General features: G+C 38.2%; 18 protein-coding genes, 1 pseudogene and 1 riboswitch. Of the genes and pseudogenes, 12 read left to right on the top strand and 7 right to left on the bottom strand.

The window, feature by feature from the left end; genetic code table 11:
- Position 1: 1 nt before the first annotated feature.
- Together BANA01_RS18670 and BANA01_RS18665 are read left to right on the top strand one after the other, a co-directional pair.
- Positions 2-1108, top strand: coding sequence for a GerAB/ArcD/ProY family transporter (locus BANA01_RS18670; RefSeq protein ID WP_063254271.1), 1107 nt, complete (start codon positions 2-4; stop codon positions 1106-1108).
- Positions 1109-1110: 2 nt separating this feature from the next.
- The gene (locus BANA01_RS18665) at positions 1111-2232 is read left to right on the top strand and encodes a Ger(x)C family spore germination protein (RefSeq protein WP_052106289.1); all 1122 of its coding nucleotides are present in this window, start codon (positions 1111-1113) and stop codon (positions 2230-2232) included.
- 40 nt (positions 2233-2272) lie between these two features.
- On the opposite strand, the gene BANA01_RS18660 is transcribed toward BANA01_RS18665, so the two are convergent.
- A complete protein-coding gene (locus BANA01_RS18660) occupies positions 2273-3583 on the bottom strand; it encodes a nucleobase:cation symporter-2 family protein (RefSeq protein WP_034673414.1) in 1311 nt (436 codons plus the stop codon).
- On the bottom strand, positions 3583-4176 hold the full coding sequence (locus BANA01_RS18655; protein ID WP_034673417.1) for a xanthine phosphoribosyltransferase: 594 nt from the start codon (positions 4174-4176) through the stop codon (positions 3583-3585). Before BANA01_RS18655 ends, BANA01_RS18660 begins: the two co-directional genes overlap by 1 nt.
- A 111-nt stretch (positions 4177-4287) precedes the next feature.
- A riboswitch (purine riboswitch) is annotated at positions 4288-4389 on the bottom strand.
- Positions 4390-4600: 211 nt separating this feature from the next.
- On the opposite strand from BANA01_RS18655, the gene BANA01_RS18650 reads away from it, so the two are divergent.
- The gene (locus BANA01_RS18650) at positions 4601-5599 is read left to right on the top strand and encodes an NAD(P)H-dependent flavin oxidoreductase (protein WP_034673420.1); all 999 of its coding nucleotides are present in this window, start codon (positions 4601-4603) and stop codon (positions 5597-5599) included.
- A gap of 413 nt (positions 5600-6012) precedes the next feature.
- On the opposite strand, the gene BANA01_RS18645 is transcribed toward BANA01_RS18650, so the two are convergent.
- Entirely contained in the window at positions 6013-6303 is a 291-nt protein-coding gene (locus tag BANA01_RS18645) for a hypothetical protein (protein ID WP_034673423.1), read from the bottom strand.
- Between the two features lie 266 nt (positions 6304-6569).
- Between BANA01_RS18645 and BANA01_RS18640 the strand changes: the two genes are divergently transcribed.
- Both BANA01_RS18640 and BANA01_RS18635 read left to right on the top strand, forming a co-directional pair.
- A complete protein-coding gene (locus BANA01_RS18640; RefSeq protein WP_034673425.1) occupies positions 6570-7760 on the top strand; it encodes a glycine C-acetyltransferase in 1191 nt (396 codons plus the stop codon).
- A gap of 44 nt (positions 7761-7804) precedes the next feature.
- Positions 7805-8779: an L-threonine 3-dehydrogenase gene (locus BANA01_RS18635; protein ID WP_034673427.1), complete on the top strand. Its 975-nt coding sequence runs from the start codon at positions 7805-7807 to the stop codon at positions 8777-8779.
- A 268-nt stretch (positions 8780-9047) separates the two neighbouring features.
- Here BANA01_RS18635 and selD read toward each other — a convergent pair whose 3' ends face one another.
- Positions 9048-10100 carry a selenide, water dikinase SelD gene (gene selD, locus BANA01_RS18625; protein ID WP_082799590.1) on the bottom strand — a complete coding sequence of 351 codons (1053 nt, stop codon included), beginning with the start codon at positions 10098-10100 and terminating at the stop codon, positions 9048-9050.
- Positions 10101-10307: 207 nt separating this feature from the next.
- Here selD and BANA01_RS30780 point away from each other — a divergent pair.
- A pseudogene (locus tag BANA01_RS30780) lies at positions 10308-10493 on the top strand (Rdx family protein); the annotation flags it as partial.
- 97 nt (positions 10494-10590) lie between these two features.
- Here BANA01_RS30780 and BANA01_RS18620 read toward each other — a convergent pair.
- A complete protein-coding gene (locus tag BANA01_RS18620; protein WP_034673435.1) occupies positions 10591-10983 on the bottom strand; it encodes an Hsp20/alpha crystallin family protein in 393 nt (130 codons plus the stop codon).
- Between the two features lie 96 nt (positions 10984-11079).
- Here BANA01_RS18620 and selA point away from each other — a divergent pair, with 96 nt between their 5' ends.
- A complete protein-coding gene (gene selA, locus BANA01_RS18615) occupies positions 11080-12486 on the top strand; it encodes an L-seryl-tRNA(Sec) selenium transferase (protein WP_034673437.1) in 1407 nt (468 codons plus the stop codon).
- A 109-nt stretch (positions 12487-12595) separates the two neighbouring features.
- On the opposite strand, the gene BANA01_RS18610 is transcribed toward selA, so the two are convergent.
- Positions 12596-12736 (bottom strand): small acid-soluble spore protein P, encoded by a 141-nt coding sequence (locus BANA01_RS18610; RefSeq protein ID WP_063254270.1) that lies wholly within the window; start codon positions 12734-12736, stop codon positions 12596-12598.
- Between the two features lie 117 nt (positions 12737-12853).
- Here BANA01_RS18610 and BANA01_RS18605 point away from each other — a divergent pair, with 117 nt between their 5' ends.
- Positions 12854-13132 carry a hypothetical protein gene (locus tag BANA01_RS18605; protein WP_034673439.1) on the top strand — a complete coding sequence of 93 codons (279 nt, stop codon included), beginning with the start codon at positions 12854-12856 and terminating at the stop codon, positions 13130-13132.
- 47 nt (positions 13133-13179) lie between these two features.
- On the opposite strand, the gene sspO is transcribed toward BANA01_RS18605, so the two are convergent.
- Positions 13180-13329, bottom strand: coding sequence for a small acid-soluble spore protein O (gene sspO / locus BANA01_RS18600; protein WP_034673441.1), 150 nt, complete (start codon positions 13327-13329; stop codon positions 13180-13182).
- 353 nt (positions 13330-13682) lie between these two features.
- Between sspO and acnA the strand changes: the two genes are divergently transcribed.
- The 4 genes from acnA to abc-f all read left to right on the top strand — a co-directional run bounded on the left by acnA (position 13683) and on the right by abc-f (position 19807).
- The gene (gene acnA, locus BANA01_RS18595; RefSeq protein WP_063254269.1) at positions 13683-16394 is read left to right on the top strand and encodes an aconitate hydratase AcnA; all 2712 of its coding nucleotides are present in this window, start codon (positions 13683-13685) and stop codon (positions 16392-16394) included.
- A gap of 102 nt (positions 16395-16496) precedes the next feature.
- Positions 16497-16862, top strand: a complete 366-nt coding sequence (locus BANA01_RS18590) for a DnaJ family domain-containing protein (protein WP_063254268.1) — start codon at positions 16497-16499, stop codon at positions 16860-16862.
- Between the two features lie 26 nt (positions 16863-16888).
- Positions 16889-17854 (top strand): phosphotransferase enzyme family protein, encoded by a 966-nt coding sequence (locus tag BANA01_RS18585; RefSeq protein ID WP_063254267.1) that lies wholly within the window; start codon positions 16889-16891, stop codon positions 17852-17854.
- Positions 17855-18109: 255 nt separating this feature from the next.
- Positions 18110-19807 (top strand): ribosomal protection-like ABC-F family protein, encoded by a 1698-nt coding sequence (gene abc-f, locus BANA01_RS18580; protein ID WP_174524434.1) that lies wholly within the window; start codon positions 18110-18112, stop codon positions 19805-19807.
- Positions 19808-19968: the final 161 nt, after the last annotated feature.

Genomic DNA, 19968 nt, shown 5'->3' with positions numbered 1-19968 from the left:
AATGAAAGCTCAATTTCAACCTAACCCTCAATCTCTTTTAAGTACCTTTATTGTATTTTTTATTATTCATTCGATACAAGTTGGGATAGGAATACAGGGGTTCCAACGGATCATTTTTTTTGAAGCAAAGCACGACGCATGGATTTCCGTTATTGTAGCTGGTCTTTTTACACACATTGTTGTAATGATCATGATTAAGACGTTACACCTTTATGCACCGACAGATATATATGGGATCCACATTGAAGTGTATGGAAAATGGATCGGAAAGATCGTTAATAGTATATATATTCTTTATTGTTTATGGTTGTTTGTGATTGTTTTAATTAACTATATTGAGGTTATGCAAACATGGGTTTTCCCCGTCGTACCCACATGGTTATTTTCAATCTCTATCGTTTTATTAGTTATTTATGGGGTGAATGGCGGATTAAGGGTAATCGCGGGTGCATGTTTTTTCAGCTTTATTCTTTCAATCTGGATGTTGGGTTTGATTGGCTTTCCTATACGGTTTACTGATATTCATCATCTTTTACCGGTGATGGAATCAAATATAACATCTATTTTAAAGGGTGCCCATAAAATGACTCTCACGATAATTGGTTTTGAAATTCTCTATGTGGTTTACCCTTTCTTAAAAGAAAGAGAGAAAGTAACAAAGTTTGCACAACTTGGAATTGCCGGTACGAACCTCTTATACTTGATCGTTATGCTTATAACCATTACTTATTTTAGTCCTGGTCAAATAGAAAATACGATTTGGCCAACTCTTTCCTTATTTAAAATCGTCAAACTCCCTTTTATCGAAAGAACGGAGTATGTAGCCGTTTCTTTTTGGCTGCTTATCATACTTCCAAATCTAATGTTATATTTGTGGGCTGCTCTACGCGGTGTAAGGCGTACTTTTGAAAAAAAAACAAAAGGAATCATCTGGTTATTTTCATTTGTCGTTATTTTAGCCAGTTTGTTTTTCAATACACGATCTAAAATCAATCATTTTAACGACCTTTTTGCTAGTATTGGATTTTATGTTACGTTTTGTTATCCATTTATTCTATTTTTCCTAGCTTTAATCAAGAAGAAGATAACATCCCTTAAGGAGAAATAAAAATGAGAAAAAAAGCGTGTTTTTGGCTTTGGACTTTTTCCATTTTGTTGCTGTGTGGCTGTGCAGAACCTAGGATTCTTGAAGAAGTCGGTCTTATTACTACTTATGGACTTGATCTTGCAAAAAATGGCTCTATCTTAGGAACAATCGTTGAGTTAAAAATTGACCCTAGAGCAGCCCAAGATGTTGTTATTTTAGAAACAGAGGCATTTTCTATTAGGGGAATTCGAAATAATGCAAATAAAAAGTCCTCTAAAAGACTGGCCTCTGGGCAGCTTCGTGTCATTGTATATGGTGAAGAATTTCTTAAACAAGGTAACACAGGGATAGCAGAAACCCTGACCAATGACCCATCCGTAAGTGATTTGACATACTTAGCGATGGCAGATGGGCCAGCTCGTGAAATATTACAAGTGAAAGCTATACATATTCCCGATATCGGAATTCATCTTTTTGACCTTATCGATCAAAACACAAAAGGAAAAGTAATACCGTCAGCTACTTTGCAAGAAGTTTTACATAACCATTACGCGGTTGGCATAGAACCAATTATGCCGATTTTAAGAAAAGAAGGGAAGGAGGGAATAGGTTTTTCTGGGGTAGCTTTATTTAAAGGCAGTAAACTTGTTGGAAAAATAAGCACACACCAAAGCTTTTATCTAACCCTGATCATTGATAAATATAAAGGCGGAATCAAGGATATCGAGATTAAAAGTTCGAAATTTAAGCCACGGAACCGCCGGCTTAATAAGACGGTTGCCTCTATCGATTCCCTCGACAGCAGTAGTGATATTAAGCTAATAAACAAAGAAAAACCGGAATTTGATATCAATATTAAACTTTCTGGCAGACTGCTTGAAGTTACGAGTAAAATTGACCTAGGAAATCCGGAATCGATTAAACTAATCGAGAAGGCCATTACGAAGAGCATGACAAAAGAGATTGAGAAACTCATTGCCTATTGCCAAACAAAGGAAACTGATATTTTTGGTCTCGGAGAAATATATAGAAGTTCAGTGAAGCACTCAAAACTTACCGATGAAAAATGGTACAGTATGTTTAAAGAGGCTAAAGTAAATGTAAACGTGGACTTTAGTGTAAAAAGAACAGGGCTTATTGAGTAAAAAAGCTGCCATTGAATCTGGCAGCTTTTTTTAAATACTATTAAGCAGCACCTTGACTGCTTGAATTTGATGTTTGACTTTGCTTCGAAGTTCTAGCCACATTAAATACAATGTTTAAGAAAATAGCCGTTAAGCTTCCAGCAACAATTCCATTGTTCGTTAAGATTTTTACACTTTCAGGAAGCTGCCCAAAAAGGTCCGGCACCGCGGTAACACCAAGGCCCATTCCCACTGAACAAGCAATGATCAAGAGGTTTTCCTGTGAAGCAAATTCTACTTTACTTAACATTTTAATACCATATGCAATAACCATTCCAAACATGGCCACCATAGCACCGCCTAGAACAGAGGTTGGTATAACCGTTGTTAATGCACCGATTTTAGGAACGAACCCCAAGATTACTAACATTGTACCCATGGTATAGATTACATTTTTAGTCTTAACACCTGTTAACTGCAATAACCCCACGTTTTGTGAGTAAGTAGTATAAGGGAATGCATTAAATAATGCACCTAACATAATTGCAAGTCCTTCTGCGCGATAACCTTTTGCTAAATCGCTTTCCTTCAGCTTTCTTCCAGTGATATCACTCAGTGCAAAATAAACCCCCGTTGATTCAACCAAACTAACAATCGCAACAAGTGTCATTGTAATGATTGGCGTCCATTCAAAAGTAGGGGTACCAAAGTAAAATGGCTTTACCATATGGAACCATGAAGCCTCCCCAACGGCTGTAAAGTTTACCTTACCCATTATTGCAGCGACAATTGTCCCCGCAGCAAGACCTAGGAGAATCGCAACAGAACGAATAAATCCTTTTGTGAAACGATAAAGAAGAATGATGAATAGCAGTGTACCAAATGCAAGGCTGATATTTGAGAGGGAGCCAAAATCAGGGCTGCCTTGTCCGCCTGCAATATTGTTCATTGCAACTGGAATGAGCGTAATACCAATAATCGTAACCACAGATCCTGTAACGACAGGAGGAAAGAATTTAATTAACTTACTAAAGAACTTGGCAATGACAACAACAATTAAACCCGAGACTAGAATGGAACCATAGATAGCTGAAACACCGTACTCACCGCCAATGGCAATCATCGGACCCACAGCAGTAAAGGTACAACCAAGAACGATCGGCAAACCAATTCCGAAGAAGCGGTTTTGCCAAACTTGTAAGATTGTCGCGATTCCGCACATTAAGATATCAATTGAAACTAAATAGGTTAATTGCTCTCCAGTAAGGTTTAAGGCACCGCCGACGATAAGAGGGACGATGACCGCTCCCGCATACATAGCTAATACATGTTGAATACCTAACGAGGCAATCTTGAATGGATTTTGTTTCATTAGACTAATTCCTCCATTTTTTCCGTAATAAATGTTACTTCTCCATTTGAAAGAGAGGCTACTCTAGCTAATGACTCAACTCGTAATCCTTTATCCTTCAATTTCTGAGCCCCAGGCTGGAATGATTTTTCAATCACGATACCAATTCCAGCTACGGAGGCATCAGCCTGCTCCACCATTTCCACTAATGCGAGAGCGGCCTGACCGTTAGCTAAAAAGTCATCAATAATAAGAACTTTATCGTTATCATTTAAAAATTTGCCTGCAATTGCAAGTTCATTTGTTTCTTTTTTTGTAAAAGAATAGACACTTGCTGTCAGAAGATCATCTGTTAACGTAACTGATTTTCTCTTTCTCGCGAAAACAACTGGAACATTCATATATAAACCAGCCATCACAGCAGGAGCAATCCCAGAAGACTCAATCGTAACAATCTTCGTAATTCCTTCAGCTGCAAATCGCTGTGCAAATTCTTTTCCAAGCTCATTCATTAATTGAGGATCAATTTGGTGATTTAAAAACGAATCCACCTTTAATACATTGTCATTAAGAACTCTGCCATCTTTTTGAATTTTTTCTTCTAGTAATTTCATGTTTATCCCCCTATGAAAAAATAAAAAGCCCAAACGCCATTGCTCACATCAAATTTGAGTGAGGCAATGACATTTGGGCTTATTAACCAAATGTATGGACGCAAAATAACGTCATAAACATTACCCACTCATAGTCGGATTGTTAACGGCAATCCGGTAGAAACTTGCAGGCCATATCCCTGCGATTATATGAGTGAAACCTTATAAATTTATCCTCATTATAACATGGTGAAAATGGATAGCAATTGTTTTTTTATCAAAAGACGAACGATAGTATTTTTTAAAGGTGCATTGTTCGTCTAAGGAAAGCGCTTTATTCTTTATTCTAAAAGGACTCACTCTGCGATTGAATAAGTATTCATTTTCCGTTACTATAAGAATAGGAAATTTATTCAGAAAATTCTAAACCAAAGGAGAGTTGACCATGCAAAAAACAATTCCTGAAAATTGGTGGAACCAACTAAGGCTGCCTGTTATTTCTGCACCTATGTTTTTAGTGTCCGGTCCGGAACTAGTGAAAAATTGCTGCTTAAATGGTGTTATTGGGTCATTCCCAGCTCCAAATGCAAGACCGATTGAGCTGCTTGATCAATGGATGGGTCAATTAAATGAAGAACTAGAAAAAGTAAGAGCAGCGGAGCCTGACCGAAAAATTGCTCCCTGGGCAATGAATATGGTTGTACATAGCACCTATAGCCGTCTGCTAGACGAATTGGAGTTAATCAAAAAACATAAGCCGCAATTGGTCATAACTTCGTTAGGCAGTCCAAAACACGTAGTAGACATTGTTCACGAGTATGGTGGATTAGTATTCTCAGATGTCAGCGACTTAAAGTTTGCCCGTAAGGCTGCAGAAACCGGTGTTGACGGACTCATTTTAGTAGCAAGCGGTGCTGGCGGCCACGCAGGTCAAATTAATAGCTTTGCCTTTGTCGATATGGTCCGTACTTTTTGGGATGGGATTATTGTCCTTGCTGGTGCGATTTCAACGGGGAAGGGGATATTAGCTGCACAGGCGGCTGGTGCTGACTTAGCTTATATGGGTACACGTTTTATTGTTGCGACAGAAAGTATGGCAAATGATGAGTATCGTGAAATGCTGGTGAATTCAAGTCAGGAGGATATCATCCTAACCGATGCATTTTCTGGTGTCAGGGCAAATATGCTTATACCGAGTATCCAAAAAGCAGGACTTGATCCCGCTCAGTTGGTTAAAAAAGAAAAAGTTGATTTTGATAATATGCACGGTAAACCAGAAGCCAAAGCGTGGCGTGATATCTGGAGTGCAGGGCATGGTGTAGGTGCCATTGATAAAATTGAAACCGCTTCAGAAATCATTGAACGATTAGAAGGAGAATATCAAGAAGCCCTCAAAAAAGTAAACCAAACCGCTGCAAAAGTGAGCAGGTTAACAGTTAAATAACAGAACTTATCCTACTATCTAGCAGGGTACGGTTCCGGGTCCGCATTTATAGGGTTGCGGGATTCTGTTAAGTAACTGAGGGGAAAAATAGGTGGAAGAATTCCGCTTAATTAATCAAAAGTATTAAAAAAGGCTTAAATAGATGGAGGAATTCCGTCTAGTCACTCGAAATATTCAATAAGGAGGGGATTTTCCTTTGATTAAGCGGAAAATCCCCCCTTATTTACCCCGAAAAGAGCTTTATTTTGCATCTAACCGGAAAATCTCCGATAATTTTCTTTTGCTAGTTACTCGATTAAGGACAAGACAACTTAACTATATGGACTAACTCGTCATTGTTATTGGCGAATTCTTTATTACCTTATTTATACAAAACCCCACAATAAAAGTACTTAAAAACGGAAACCTTCCCATTATCGGGAAGGTTCTTTTTTCTTTGGCACCATTTTAACGACTTTATAGCCAGGCTTAATTTTGACTCGTCTCGTTTCCTTAGTCGTTTTTACTTGATACAGAGTGAATTTTTTAGGCTGGTGCTCCAGCATTTCGACCTTTTGGACGGTTTCATTTCGATAGTATTTGTGAATCTTACGTATTTGTTTATCTTGTTTTTCCCCAAAAAGCCAATCATAAAGGTAAATAAAAATAAAGACAAATAGACCGCCAACCATAATGGTGTATAGTAGTGATGAAATTGACTCCACGTGTTACATCCTTTCTGTTTCCTCAACAAAGTATGGTATCCATTATACCTTTTTTGCTTCTTTTAAAAAATATCCTGCTTTCTTAATGGATAAACTAAAAAATGCAAAATTTTTTATAACAAATGTCCACTAGGTATGAACAAATCCAAAAAAATGTGATAAAGTATATTAAAGAAATCCTTTCATGTAGGCATTCTTCTAATATTCAAGTGTCCGTCTGAGGCGGACAAATGTTTTTCTAATAGTGACAATAAGGGGGAATAAATGTGTCCAGTACTATCTTGGAGCAATTTTTGAACGAAAATCTAGAAGATTTAAAAGGTAAAGGTCTATACAATGTTATCGATCCATTAGAAAGTCCAAATGGTCCGATGATTACAATAAATGGAAAGCAGTTGGTTAATCTTTCTTCCAATAACTATTTAGGGTTAGCCACTGATGAACGCTTAAAGCAAGCAGCTGCAGAGGCAATCGAAACTTTTGGGGTAGGTGCTGGAGCAGTTCGCACGATAAACGGAACATTAAAGCTTCATGTTGAACTAGAAGAAAAATTAGCAGAATTTAAACATACAGAAGCCGCAATCGCGTATCAATCCGGTTTCAATTGTAATATGGCAGCGATTTCGGCGGTAATGGATAAAAATGACGCCATTTTATCTGACGAATTAAACCACGCTTCTATTATTGACGGCTGCCGGTTATCGAAAGCAAAGATTATTCGTGTAAATCATTCCGATATGGAAGATCTGCGAAAAAAGGCAAAGGAAGCGAAAGATTCTGGTCAATACAATAAAATTATGGTTATTACGGATGGTGTATTCTCAATGGATGGGGACATTGCATTATTACCAGAAATCGTAAAAATTGCTGAAGAATTCGACCTAATTACATATGTAGATGATGCACATGGATCTGGTGTTCTCGGTGATGGTGCTGGTACAGTTAAGCATTTCGGCTTGTCTGATAAAATTGATTTTCAAATTGGGACCTTATCAAAAGCGATTGGTGTAGTAGGTGGATATGTAGCAGGAAAGAAGAATTTAATTGATTGGCTAAAGGTAAGAAGTCGTCCGTTCTTGTTCTCTACATCACTCACACCGGCGGACGTAGCGGCCAGCAAGAGATCCATTGAGATTTTAACGGAAAGCACTGAACTTAACAAAAAGCTTTGGGAAAATGGAGATTACCTCAAAAAAGGATTAAAGCAACTAGGCTTTAATATTGGAAACAGTGAAACACCGATTACTCCATGTATTATTGGCGACGAGACTCTTACACAGCAATTTAGTAAACGTTTAAATGAAGAGGGAGTCTATGCAAAAGCCATTGTATTCCCAACCGTTCCTAAAGGAACAGGGCGCGTTCGCAACATGCCGACTGCTGCACATACCAAAGAAATGCTTGATCAAGCCATTTCTATTTATGAGAAAGTCGGTAAGGGAATGAGCATTATTTAATTAGAAACCCTTCAATACACAATTAGTGAGGAGGATGGAGAAGAATGAAACGAATTTTAATTACGGGTGCACTTGGACAGATCGGTTCTGAGCTTACCATGAAATTAAGAGAAACGTATGGGTCTGATAATGTAATTGCTACGGATATAAGAAAGAATGACAGTGAAGCTGCTCAGAGCGGCCCGTTTGAAGTCTTAGATGTTACCGATTTAAACAAGATGGGCGAAATCGCGAAAAAATATAAGGTTGATACCATCATGCACTTGGCAGCATTATTATCGGCCACAGCAGAGGCGAAACCCGTCTTAGCTTGGAATTTAAATATGGGCGGTTTGATGAATGCATTAGAAACAGCGAGAGAGTTAAATGCACAATTTTTCACTCCAAGTTCGATCGGTGCATTTGGACCGTCTACACCAAAAGACAGCACACCACAGGATACCATCATGCGCCCCACGACTATGTATGGCGTTAACAAGGTAGCTGGCGAGCTTTTAGGCGATTACTATTATCATAAATTTGGAGTCGACACGAGGGGACTTCGATTCCCAGGCTTAATTTCATATGTAGCACTGCCAGGTGGTGGAACGACGGACTACGCTGTAGAAATCTACTATGAAGCCATTAAAAATGGAAGCTATACATCTTACATTGATAAAGGTACGTATATGGATATGATGTATATGCCTGACGCCCTTAATGCCATTATCGACTTGATGGAGGCAGACCCTTGCAGACTTAAACACCGTAACTCTTTCAATGTTACGGCAATGAGCTTTGATCCAGAAGAAATCGCAAATGAGATTAAGAAACATATCCCAGGATTTAAACTCACTTATCAAGTAGATCCTGTCCGCCAAAGAATTGCCGACAGCTGGCCAAATTCCATTGATGCGATTGCCGCAGAAGAAGAGTGGGGCTTCAAATATGAATATGACTTAGCGAAAATGACGGAAGATATGATAAATAAATTAACCTATAAACTGACCATGAACAAAACAAAAGCGAGTGGAATTTAATCACGATTTAGATAGATGACCTGAATGATTGGGTCATCTATTTTGTTTTCGGCTGAATTGTAGAAGCTGTACGGTATTTTGTATAAACTGTATACTTTTTTGTTTGAACTGTATGGTTCTTTGTATAAACTGTATACTTTTTTGTTTGAACTGTATGGTTCTTTGTATAAACTGTACGGTTTTTCGTAAAATCTGTACACTTTCAAATAAAAACTGTACTCGTTTTGATGAGGGTACACAAAAAAACAGCGTAGCCCAAGCCACGCTGTTATCTTTGTGCATAAATTAATTTCTCTTTCTTTTCCGTAACCCTTCCAACAATCGCAGCATGGTGTTTACCGGCTGCGTGCAGGTTGTCCACATATTGAATAGCTTCTTCTTCACTAATGGAAACTAGAAGGCCGCCAGAAGTAATCGCGTCACATAGGACTAACTGTTCCTCGGGGGACAGGTCCTCATACTCGACATCTCCAAGGATCCATTTATGATTCGATTTTGATCCTCCTGGAACCACTCCATCCCTAGCTAACTCCAGCGCACCATCCAGAATCGGAACCTTTGAATAGAAGATTTCAAAACTCACGTCACTGCCGCGTGCCATCTCACTGCTGTGTCCCAACAACCCAAATCCAGTTACGTCCGTTACAGCATGAGGATGATAGTTCGTTAAAATGTTTGCAGCTGTTTTATTTAACTCTGCCATGGTATCTGTAACAATTTGTTCTTGCTCTGGTGTTACCACGCTCCGCTTAATCCCGGTAGTGATGATTCCCACACCAATTGGTTTTGTTAAAACTAACACATCGCCAGGCTTAGCTCCAACGTTCTTCCACACCTTTTCAGGATGAACAATTCCCGTTACAGATAGACCAAATTTTGGCTCTTGGTCATCAATCGAATGACCTCCGACCGTTAAGGCACCCGCTTCCTTTACTTTATCCGCTGCACCGCGCAATATATCAGAAAGCATTTCAGCACCAAGTTTTTTAATAGGGTAACCGACAATATTTAAGACTGTTTTCGGTTCGCCACCCATTGCATATACATCACTTAGTGCGTTTGCAGCAGTAATCTGGCCAAACATATATGGGTCGTCCACAATTGGTGTAAAGTAATCGACTGTCTGAATAAGAGCAATCGAGTCCGTTAACTGATACACACCTGCATCATCAGAAGTTTCATGTCCCACTAATAATTCTGGAACAGGTTCTTGCTTTGGTAAATGACGCAAAACTTGCGCCAGGTCCTCAGGACCAATTTTACAGCCTCAGCCCGCTTTTGTTGATAAAGAGGTTAGGCGTATTTTCTCTTGCTCACTCATTTTTCCACCTCCATTCATTTAGTATAACTGTTTCCAAAAAAAATGCACACACTATGTTAAAGCAAAAGATTTGCACGACAAATAGCACTGCGTTAAAATGTTTTTACTATAGTGATGTTTGAAATTAGATTTACAGGTAATGGAGGAGTTAAGATGAACAAGTATCACGTTATTGTTGAATTCTGCATGCAGTGAAACTATGCACCAAAAGCCGCGGGTCTCGCGGAAGAACTATTCACGCACTTTAATCGTACCATTGGAAAAATGGAATTAATTCCTGTTTCAGGCGGAGCATTTGAGGTAACTGTCAACGGGGAGAAAATCTATTCCAAATTAGACACTGGGGTATTCCCTGACACGGATGATATCATAAATCAAATCTCACAAAAATAAAACTAACCCTCATATCAGAATTGGTATGAGGGTTTATTGTGTATATAAATATATTATGTTAACTGTAAAACTCAAAAAAATAATGCCATAAGATAACTTAAGGCAGTGTAATATAGCAGTTCTTCCCCGGACCTTTTTCATTTTTTGAAATGAGAACCTCTAATATACCATTAATATAATTGGCACTTACCTTTTGATGAATAACTTCAAAGGGGAACTCGATTGTGCGTTCTTTCATCTGTTGAGCAGCGGGAGTGGTAGATTTAACAGCAGTTATAACGAGCTTATTATCTTTTATAAAAACTTTAATTTCCGAGCTGTTATACTCGTTAAGTAGTGCCTCAACAATCCATTCTTGGTCTGTCTCATATAAATCAATTCGAAAATGAATTAGATCATCTTGTGTAGTTAAAGGATCAAGACAGTAGTTTTCTAACCACTTTTCCACAAGGTCAAAATCGATGGGCTGTATATTTTTTTTAGGTTTCATAGCAATCCCCCTTGCATGGTTTATTTTATTCATTCAGAATGAAAGGGTGAAATGAAAAAGCGGGACTAAAGTAGGTAGAGTAAAGGAGTTTTTTTCGTGAAAGAATGGTTACGTTCAATTCCGGCAGTACATGAACTGCAAAACCACGAGCAGTTTGAATCCCTCCTTAGGGAAAATCATCTAGATGTTGCGCCATTAACCAAGCAGCTAAAGGAAGCGCTTGATCAAATTAGATCACTAATAGTAAATGGTGACTGGAATGGAGCCATTCCGGGCACAAATGAGTTTATACATGATGTTTTTCAACTTTTAGGCAGAAATATAAAAAATCAATTTTCATATACCATTGAAAAAGTAATCAATGCTACAGGAACCATCCTTCATACCAATCTAGGAAGAGCAAGGTTAAGTGACAATGCCATCCGTCATGTGGTGGACACAGCGCAAAATTACTCAAACCTTGAATACAAACTTATTGAAGGGGAGCGAGGTTCCAGGCATAGCCATGTAGAAGATCTTCTTAAAGAAATTACCGGTGCTGAAGCTGCAATGGTCGTCAATAATAATGCGGCCGCGGTTTACCTCGTTTTAAGAGCGCTTGCGGAAAATAAGGAAGTTATTGTGTCACGAGGACAGTTGGTTGAGATTGGCGGTTCATTCCGTATTTCCTCTATAATGGAAGAAAGCGGAGCAAAATTAGTCGAAGTCGGGACTACAAATAAAACTCATTTATATGATTATGAAAAAGCCCTTAATTCTGAAACGGCTATTATCATGAAAGTACATACCAGTAATTTCAAGGTGATTGGTTTTACCAAATCAGTCGAGTCAGATGAACTAATTAAGCTCACTCAGAGTGCAGAAGATGTTATTTTTTATGAAGACCTTGGCAGTGGTGCCCTTTTTAACTTCAGAAAACATGGTATAGGAGAGGAACCCGTTGTAAGAGAGGTCATTGAAATGGGTGCAGATCTTGTTACTTTTAGTGGGGATAAACTCCTCGGCGGACCGCAAGCAGGGATTATTGCTGGTAAAAAGAAAATCATTGACTGTCTAAAAAAACACCAATTAGCACGCGTCGTTCGCGTGGATAAAATGACCTTGGCAGCGCTAGAAGGGACGCTAATTGATTATGCACGCGGTGAAAGGGGTGTACAGAATATTCCCACAATCCGTGATTTGTTGGTTTCTATTGATATATTAGACGTAAGAGCGAAGAGGTTTGTTACAAACTTGTTACAAGGCACAGATGATTTTCAGGCGAAAATTTTTCCTGGCACAAGTCAAGTAGGCGGGGGAACGATGCCGGATGTCCAGCTGCCAACCATGGTCATTTCTTTAAAACATCAAACTCTAACAGCAGAACAGGTTGGAAGAAAGTTACGAACAGAATTTAAACCAGCAATTGTTGGACGGATTCAAAAAGATGAATTTATCATTGATTTGAGAACCGTTACGGAGGAAGAAGAACAGCTAATACTTCAAGCCTTACTTCAATTATAAAAGCAACCCCCTCATTGGTCTAGAGGGGGTTAGCACTATTTCAAAGGTCCCATCATACCTATTTTTTTATCCATGTGAATGGCCCAGCCTTCAGACTTGGACCGCTTTCCTACATATCATGATGTGATTTGCTTTTTTGGCGTGTGTGGTTACGGTTCTTTACTTTCTTCGATCCACTTAGAGGCTCAGGCTGACCAGAGATCTTCGGTTGATTTCTGCGCATATCTTTGCCGTCGTTTTTGTTCACCATTTTCATCCCTCCTCCTATATTGTTAGGATGCAATGCTTGTGACTTTTTATGCTGAATAATTTGTTGAAGTGCTGTGCAATTTAACGTTATAGAAACGTGAGGGGAGTGAACCAGTCAATGCCGGAGATTGATCGATTTCCATATAATAAGGATAAGCAGCAGGCTTTTCAGGCCGCACAGCAGGGCTATGAAGAAGCGCAAGGACTATTTAAGACCATTATTAGTGACAGTGCCAGTTATGGTCATCAATTAAAGCATTTAAAAGAAGAAGTAAATGAAGCTTATCAGCAGATAGAAAATGCATTAGAAGTGGCTTCAGAACATCAAAGAGCCCAGCTTGAGCGTTTTCAACAAGACTTACAAGGTATCGTGGAAGAAGTAAATCTTACCGAATAGAACCATTTTAAAAAGCAGGGGATCAACTCCTGCTTTTTATATGTCCACTATTGATTCTTTTTACGTTTTTTGTTGTTCATTTTTTCTTTTATTGTTAATGGTTCGTTTGACATTTCCTCATTATATCCAGCACCCATTCCTTGTCCTTTAGCAGCGTTTGCGCCTGGAATTACATGGTTTGACTTTTTTCGTTGCATGCCATTCACCTCCTATGGGTATTCTGGAGAATTCTCTCCAATAGAGATAATATTTCCTTCTAAGTAAAAATAAATGACAAGAAATAAGTTTTTTGAGATAATAAATTAGACACAATTCTAATCTTTGAGACTATTCAGTTATACGGCATTATAAGATTTTTCTAAATATTTTGAACAATATACATAAAAACCATAAGAAAAACTTATCAATCGCAATAACTTTCTTGTTATTTACTTATGTAAAAGGTTGTATTAAGATTAGAATTGTGAGAAAAGTGGGGATGGATAGGAATATTCAAACTTTTCGACTTTTCGTTAATTTAGTTAATGATGACGAATGAGGGGGATTCACGATGGTGAAAAATGATGTATTTAACGCACGCACTTCCTTTGAAGTAAACGGTAAACGTTATCACTATTACCGCTTAAGTGCACTTGAAGAGGCTGGTATTGGCAGCGTTTCAAAATTGCCATATTCCGTAAAAGTATTACTTGAATCCGTGCTTCGTCAGTACGATGGCCGTGTCATCGCAAAGGAGCACGTTGAAAACTTAGCAAAATGGGGAACAGATGAGCTTAAAGAAGTGGACGTTCCATTCAAGCCATCTCGCGTAATCCTACAAGACTTTACTGGAGTACCTGCAGTTGTTGACCTTGCTTCTCTAAGAAAAGCAATGGCAGACCTAGGCGGCGACCCAGATAAAATCAATCCAGAAAAAACTGTTGACCTTGTTATCGACCACTCTGTACAGGTAGATGCTTACGGTTCAGCTGACTCTTTACGAGTTAACATGGATTATGAATTTGAACGTAATGCAGAGCGTTACCAGTTCCTAAGCTGGGCTCAAAAATCATTTAATAACTATCGTGCTGTTCCACCAGCAACTGGTATCGTACACCAAGTTAACCTTGAGTACTTAGCAGATGTGGTACACGTAGCACAGACAGCTGACGGTGAATTAGAAGCATATCCAGATACATTGGTTGGTACTGACTCTCACACTACTATGATCAATGGTATTGGTGTTTTAGGATGGGGTGTTGGTGGTATTGAGGCAGAAGCAGGAATGCTCGGACAGCCTTCTTACTTCCCAGTTCCGGAAGTAGTTGGTGTTAAGTTAACTGGCGAACTTCCAAACGGCGCAACTGCAACTGATTTAGCATTAAAAGTAACTCAAGTTCTTCGCAGCCAAGGGGTTGTTGGCAAATTTGTTGAATTCTTCGGTCCTGGAGTATCCGTACTTCCATTAGCAGACCGTGCAACAATTGCGAACATGGCTCCTGAATATGGTGCTACATGTGGATTCTTCCCAATTGATGATGAATCACTTGCATATATGCGTTTAACTGGCCGTGAAGAAGAACACATCAATGTTGTAGAACAATATTGTAAAGCAAACGGATTATTCTTTGATCCAGCATTAGAGCCAGTTTATACAAATGTTGTTGAAATTGACCTTTCCGTTATCGAAGCAAATCTTTCTGGTCCTAAGCGTCCACAAGATTTAATTCCACTTTCAAAAATGAAAGAAGAATTCGTTAAGGCAGTTTCTGCACCACAAGGAAACCAAGGCTTCGGCTTACAAGCAGATGAGCTTGAAAAGTCAGCAGTTGTTAATTTCCAAAATGGTGACGAAACAACGATTAAAACTGGTGCAGTTGCCATTGCTTCTATCACTAGCTGTACTAATACTTCTAACCCTTACGTTCTAGTTGGGGCAGGTCTAGTTGCGAAGAAAGCAGTTGAACTTGGAATGGAAGTTCCTAAGTTTGTTAAAACTTCTTTAGCACCAGGATCTAAGGTTGTAACTGGATATCTTCGTGATTCTGGATTACTTCCATACCTAGAGCAAATCGGTTTTAACCTTGTTGGTTACGGTTGTACAACTTGTATCGGTAACTCCGGTCCATTAAAAGAAGAAATTGAAAAGACAATCGCTGAAAACGATCTTCTAGTTACATCTGTTCTTTCCGGTAACCGTAACTTCGAAGGACGTATTCATCCGCTTGTAAAAGGTAACTACCTTGCTTCACCACCACTAGTAGTTGCTTATGCTCTAGCTGGTACTGTTAACATTGACTTTGCTTCTGAAGCAGTCGGTAAAGATAAAGATGGAAACGATGTATTCTTCAAGGATATTTGGCCATCAACTGCTGAAGTAAATGATGTAGTAAAACGTACTGTAACTCCTGAATTATTCCGTAGAGAATATGCGAATGTATTCGGAGACAACGAACGTTGGAACGAAATCCAAACGAGCAATGAGCCTTTATATACATGGGATGAGGATTCCACTTATATTGCAAATCCTCCATTCTTTGAAGGCTTATCACCTGAACCAGGTACAGTTGAACCATTAACTGGACTTCGTGTGGTAGGTAAGTTTGGGGATTCAGTAACAACTGACCATATTTCTCCTGCAGGTGCTATTGGTAAGAATACTCCAGCTGGTAAGTATTTATTAGAAAAAGGTGTTCAACCTCGTGACTTTAACTCTTACGGTTCTCGCCGTGGTAACCACGAAGTTATGATGCGTGGAACATTTGCAAACATTCGTATCCGTAACCAAATCGCACCAGGTACGGAAGGCGGCTTCACAACTTACTGGCCAACTGGTGAAGTTACATCAATCTATGATGCTTGCATGAAGTACAAAGAAAACGGCACTGGACTTGTTGTTCTTGCTGGAAAAGACTACGGAATGGGTTCTTCACGTGACTGGGCTGCTAAAGGTACAAACCTATTAGGTATTAAGACAGTTATTGCAGAAAGCTTTGAACGTATTCACCGTTCAAACCTTGTGTTAATGGGCGTGCTTCCACTTCAATTTAAAGATGGCGAAAGCGCTGAAACACTTGGTTTAACTGGTAAAGAAACAATCGATGTACAAGTAGATGAAAACGTTAGACCACGTGATCTTCTAAAAGTTACAGCTACTGACGAAGCTGGAAACAAGAAGGAATTTGAAGTACTTGTTCGCTTCGATTCTGAAGTTGAAATTGATTACTACCGTCATGGCGGTATCCTTCCAATGGTACTTCGCGAAAAATTACAAGAAGCTTAATTTTCAGACCACCATGCAGCATTTGCATGGTGGTTTTTTAGGGGTAATAACATATATTTCAGTGAAAAATATACTAGTTACTTTTCGAAGGGTGCGGTGTAAATGGACTTTTCAAAAATCGCTGAAGATAAAATTAAGGAAGCCATAAAGAAGAATGAGTTCGAAGATCTTCCTGGCATAGGACAGCCACTGGAAATAAAGGATCATTTTCCAGGGATGTCTGATGAATGGAAAATGGCATATCGCGTGTTAAAAAACGCAGGATATTCTCCTGAAGATGTAAAAAAAGAAATTTTTAGAATTGAAGAATTGCTGGAAGCAGCAACGGATAATGAACAGAGAGAACGCCTTCAAGCAAAACTGTTGAAAAAAAGGCTGGAAATGGATAGGCTGCTTGAAAAAAGAGGGACTGCCACGAATTCTCGTTTTGGGAGTTATGCAGACAAAATTTATAAAAAATTAAAATAGCTGCCCATTAAGAAAGAGAGAGCAAAATGTTTACTGACAATATTTTACCTTTATATGGCTATACGGAAGGGGAACTTGTTCCAATCAATGACGGCTTTCATAATACTGTCTATTCCTATGGTAATCTCATATTTAGAGTTTCACCTTCCTCTGTACGACAGCAAAAAAATATTATGAATGAATTAGCATTTATAAACGGATTATGGAAGTATGGTGTACCTGTATCATTACCTGTAAAATCTGTTCATGAGAATTTGATCGAATCATTAGGCGATCACCATTTTGTAGTGGCATTCGAGAAAGCGAAGGGGACATCCATTGATGTTACCAATCGTGACGTCTGGAACCTAGAGCTATTTTACCATTGGGGAAATGTAATGGGAAAGATGCATAGTGCGGGAAAAAGGATAAAAGTAGACCGGCCCATTTGGACAGTACATCAACCTGATTTATTAAATCTTTTCCCAAAAATACCTTCAGAAACCATAGCAGATAAGTACAAACAACTATTAAATCAGTTAGTACAGTTTCCAAAAACTCCTGACGTATTTGGGCTCATACATAATGATTTTCACCAGGGTAATGTTTTTGTGAATAAGGGAAGGTTAACACTTTTTGATTTTGATGATTGCGCTTATCATTGGTTTGCTTATGATCTTGCCACTACCTTTTATCATGCTTATTGGCAAACTTCCTCCTTTACTCCAGAAAACAATCAGTTCAGCAAGGACTTCTGGGAGCATTTCTTAACCGGTTATCAGCAGGAAAACACCCTCAGCAAAGAACTTATTCAACAGATTCCGATCTTTTTAAAAATTAGAGAGATCTTTTTACATACTTTATTCCTAGAGAAATGGGATATGGAGAATTTGCATGATTGGCAGAAGTATACACTTACCAATTTAAAAAATAATATCGAGAGTGGAAAACCATATTCAGATGTAAATTTCACGGAAATCATTGACAATTTAGGTTTAGATAAAATAAAATAGTGATAACAAACGTAAAGGAATGGTAAAGAGGAATGAAGTTATAATCTTATTTTTTCAGCACATTTATTCGAATAACGAAAAATGGTGAACCTGAAGAATAGGATTAGTCTATCCTTTTTTAGTCCTGAACGTTTATATTTCAATCAAAACATAGTTAATAAAGGCCTTTTTAGGTTTATTAACGTATGCTTTTTATGATGCATAAACGACATGACTCAAACACTCTCTTCAGGTTCAATGGAAGGGAGTTTTTTTATGAACAAAAACAATTTATCTATTATAAAAGCAACTGGACTAGAAATGAACTTTAATCTAAGGAAAATCTTAGACAATATTTCATTTGAAATAAAAAATGGTGAAAGAATTGGGCTCGTAGGATATAACGGTACAGGTAAAACCACTTTAGCGAATATCTTAACAGGTAAACTTACTGCTGATAATGGGGTTATTGAAAAGTCACCTGATTTACAGATTGGTTACCTTACACAATCTATAGACTATGAAGGTAATGAAATATCTTCAATTGACGGAGACTTATTGCAGCACTCTAGTGAGTTGGGTCTGAAAAAGGTATATCAATGGGGAGAGAATCGTCTAAATCATTTAAGTGGTGGAGAAAAGTTAAAACTAGCATTATCCAACGTGTGGGCTTCCAAGCCAGGTTTCTTAATTCTCGATGAGCCGACCAATCACCTAGATTTTAAAGGAATTGACTGGTTGATTGGAGAGTTGGAAAAATTTAAAGGGCCTGTGTTAATTATTTCTCACGATCGGCATTTTTTAGATAAGACCGTTACACGGATATTTGAAATTGAAAATTCCAAACTTCATTTCTACAATGGAAACTACAGTGATTATCAGAAGGAAAAACAGCACAGGCTAGAAACTCAAATGCATCATTATGAGGTACAACAACGTAAAAAAGAAGAAATCGAAATGCAAATGGAGCAATTAACCTCTTGGTCAGAGAAAGCTCATAGAACTTCAACAAAACAAGGAAGAGATTTTGGTAATAAGGAATATCACCGAGTTAAGGCAAAAAAACGTGATGCTCAAGTAAAATCTAAAATGAAACGATTGCAGAGCGAGCTTGAAAAGAACAAAATCGACAAACCTTTAGAGGAGACAAAAGTCAGATTTCAGTTTGATACGAAAGGAAATAGAGGAAAAAGAATCATTGAGGCAAAGAGTTTAACAAAAAGCTTCGATGAGAGAGCCCTTTTCCGCGATTCACATTTTTATATTAATCACGGAGAGCGTATTGGTTTGTTAGGAGAAAATGGCTGTGGTAAAACCACTTTAATTAAAATGATCCTTGGGGAAACATCTGTTATTAGCGGAGAGCTTTGGAAAAGTGAATCATTAAAGGTAGCATACCTAAGCCAAGATGTTGATAATATACCCCCTGATAAAACGGCTTTAGAAGCATTAGGGTTTACAGACCGTGAAAATATCCTTAAGGCAAGAACATTATTTGCAAATCTCGGATTAAAAGAACAGTTTATTACGAAGCCCATTGGCACACTAAGCCTTGGTGAGAGAACACGAGTAAAACTAGTCGACATGCTAATGAAGGAGTATGATGTTCTTATATTGGATGAACCAACCAATCACCTGGATTTGCCAAGCAGGGAACAGCTTGAAAAAACACTAAATGAATTCGAAGGTGCGATTATTACTGTTTCGCACGATTACTATTTTTTAAATAAGCTTTGTGATAAACTGCTTGTATTTGAAAATCAGCGGATAAAGCGTTTGGAAATGAAACCGGAAGAGTACTTTAATAAAAATAGTGCTGAACCTACTAATATTAAAGAAACTTTAATGATAATCGAAAACAGAATTGCTACGATTTTGGGTGAATTATCCCTAATTGACCAAAAAAATCCTAAATACAATGAATTAGACAGTGAATTTAATGCACTGTTAAGGGAAAAAAGAAAATTAATGTAAAAAATCAAAAAAGAAGCGTAAACTGTCATTACAATGGTCCCTCTAGCAGGGACCATTTCTTATTATAGCGTAACTCGATATATATCAGCGTTAGTTCCAATATATCAGCCATAATTGAGATATATCAGCGTTAAATGAAATATATCTGCGTTAGTTCTTAT

The sequence above is a fragment of the Neobacillus niacini NBRC 15566 genome, from assembly GCF_001591505.1.
GTDB classification, from domain to species: domain Bacteria; phylum Bacillota; class Bacilli; order Bacillales; family Cytobacillaceae; genus Neobacillus; species Neobacillus niacini.
This window is presented reverse-complemented; position numbering and strand designations above follow the sequence as displayed.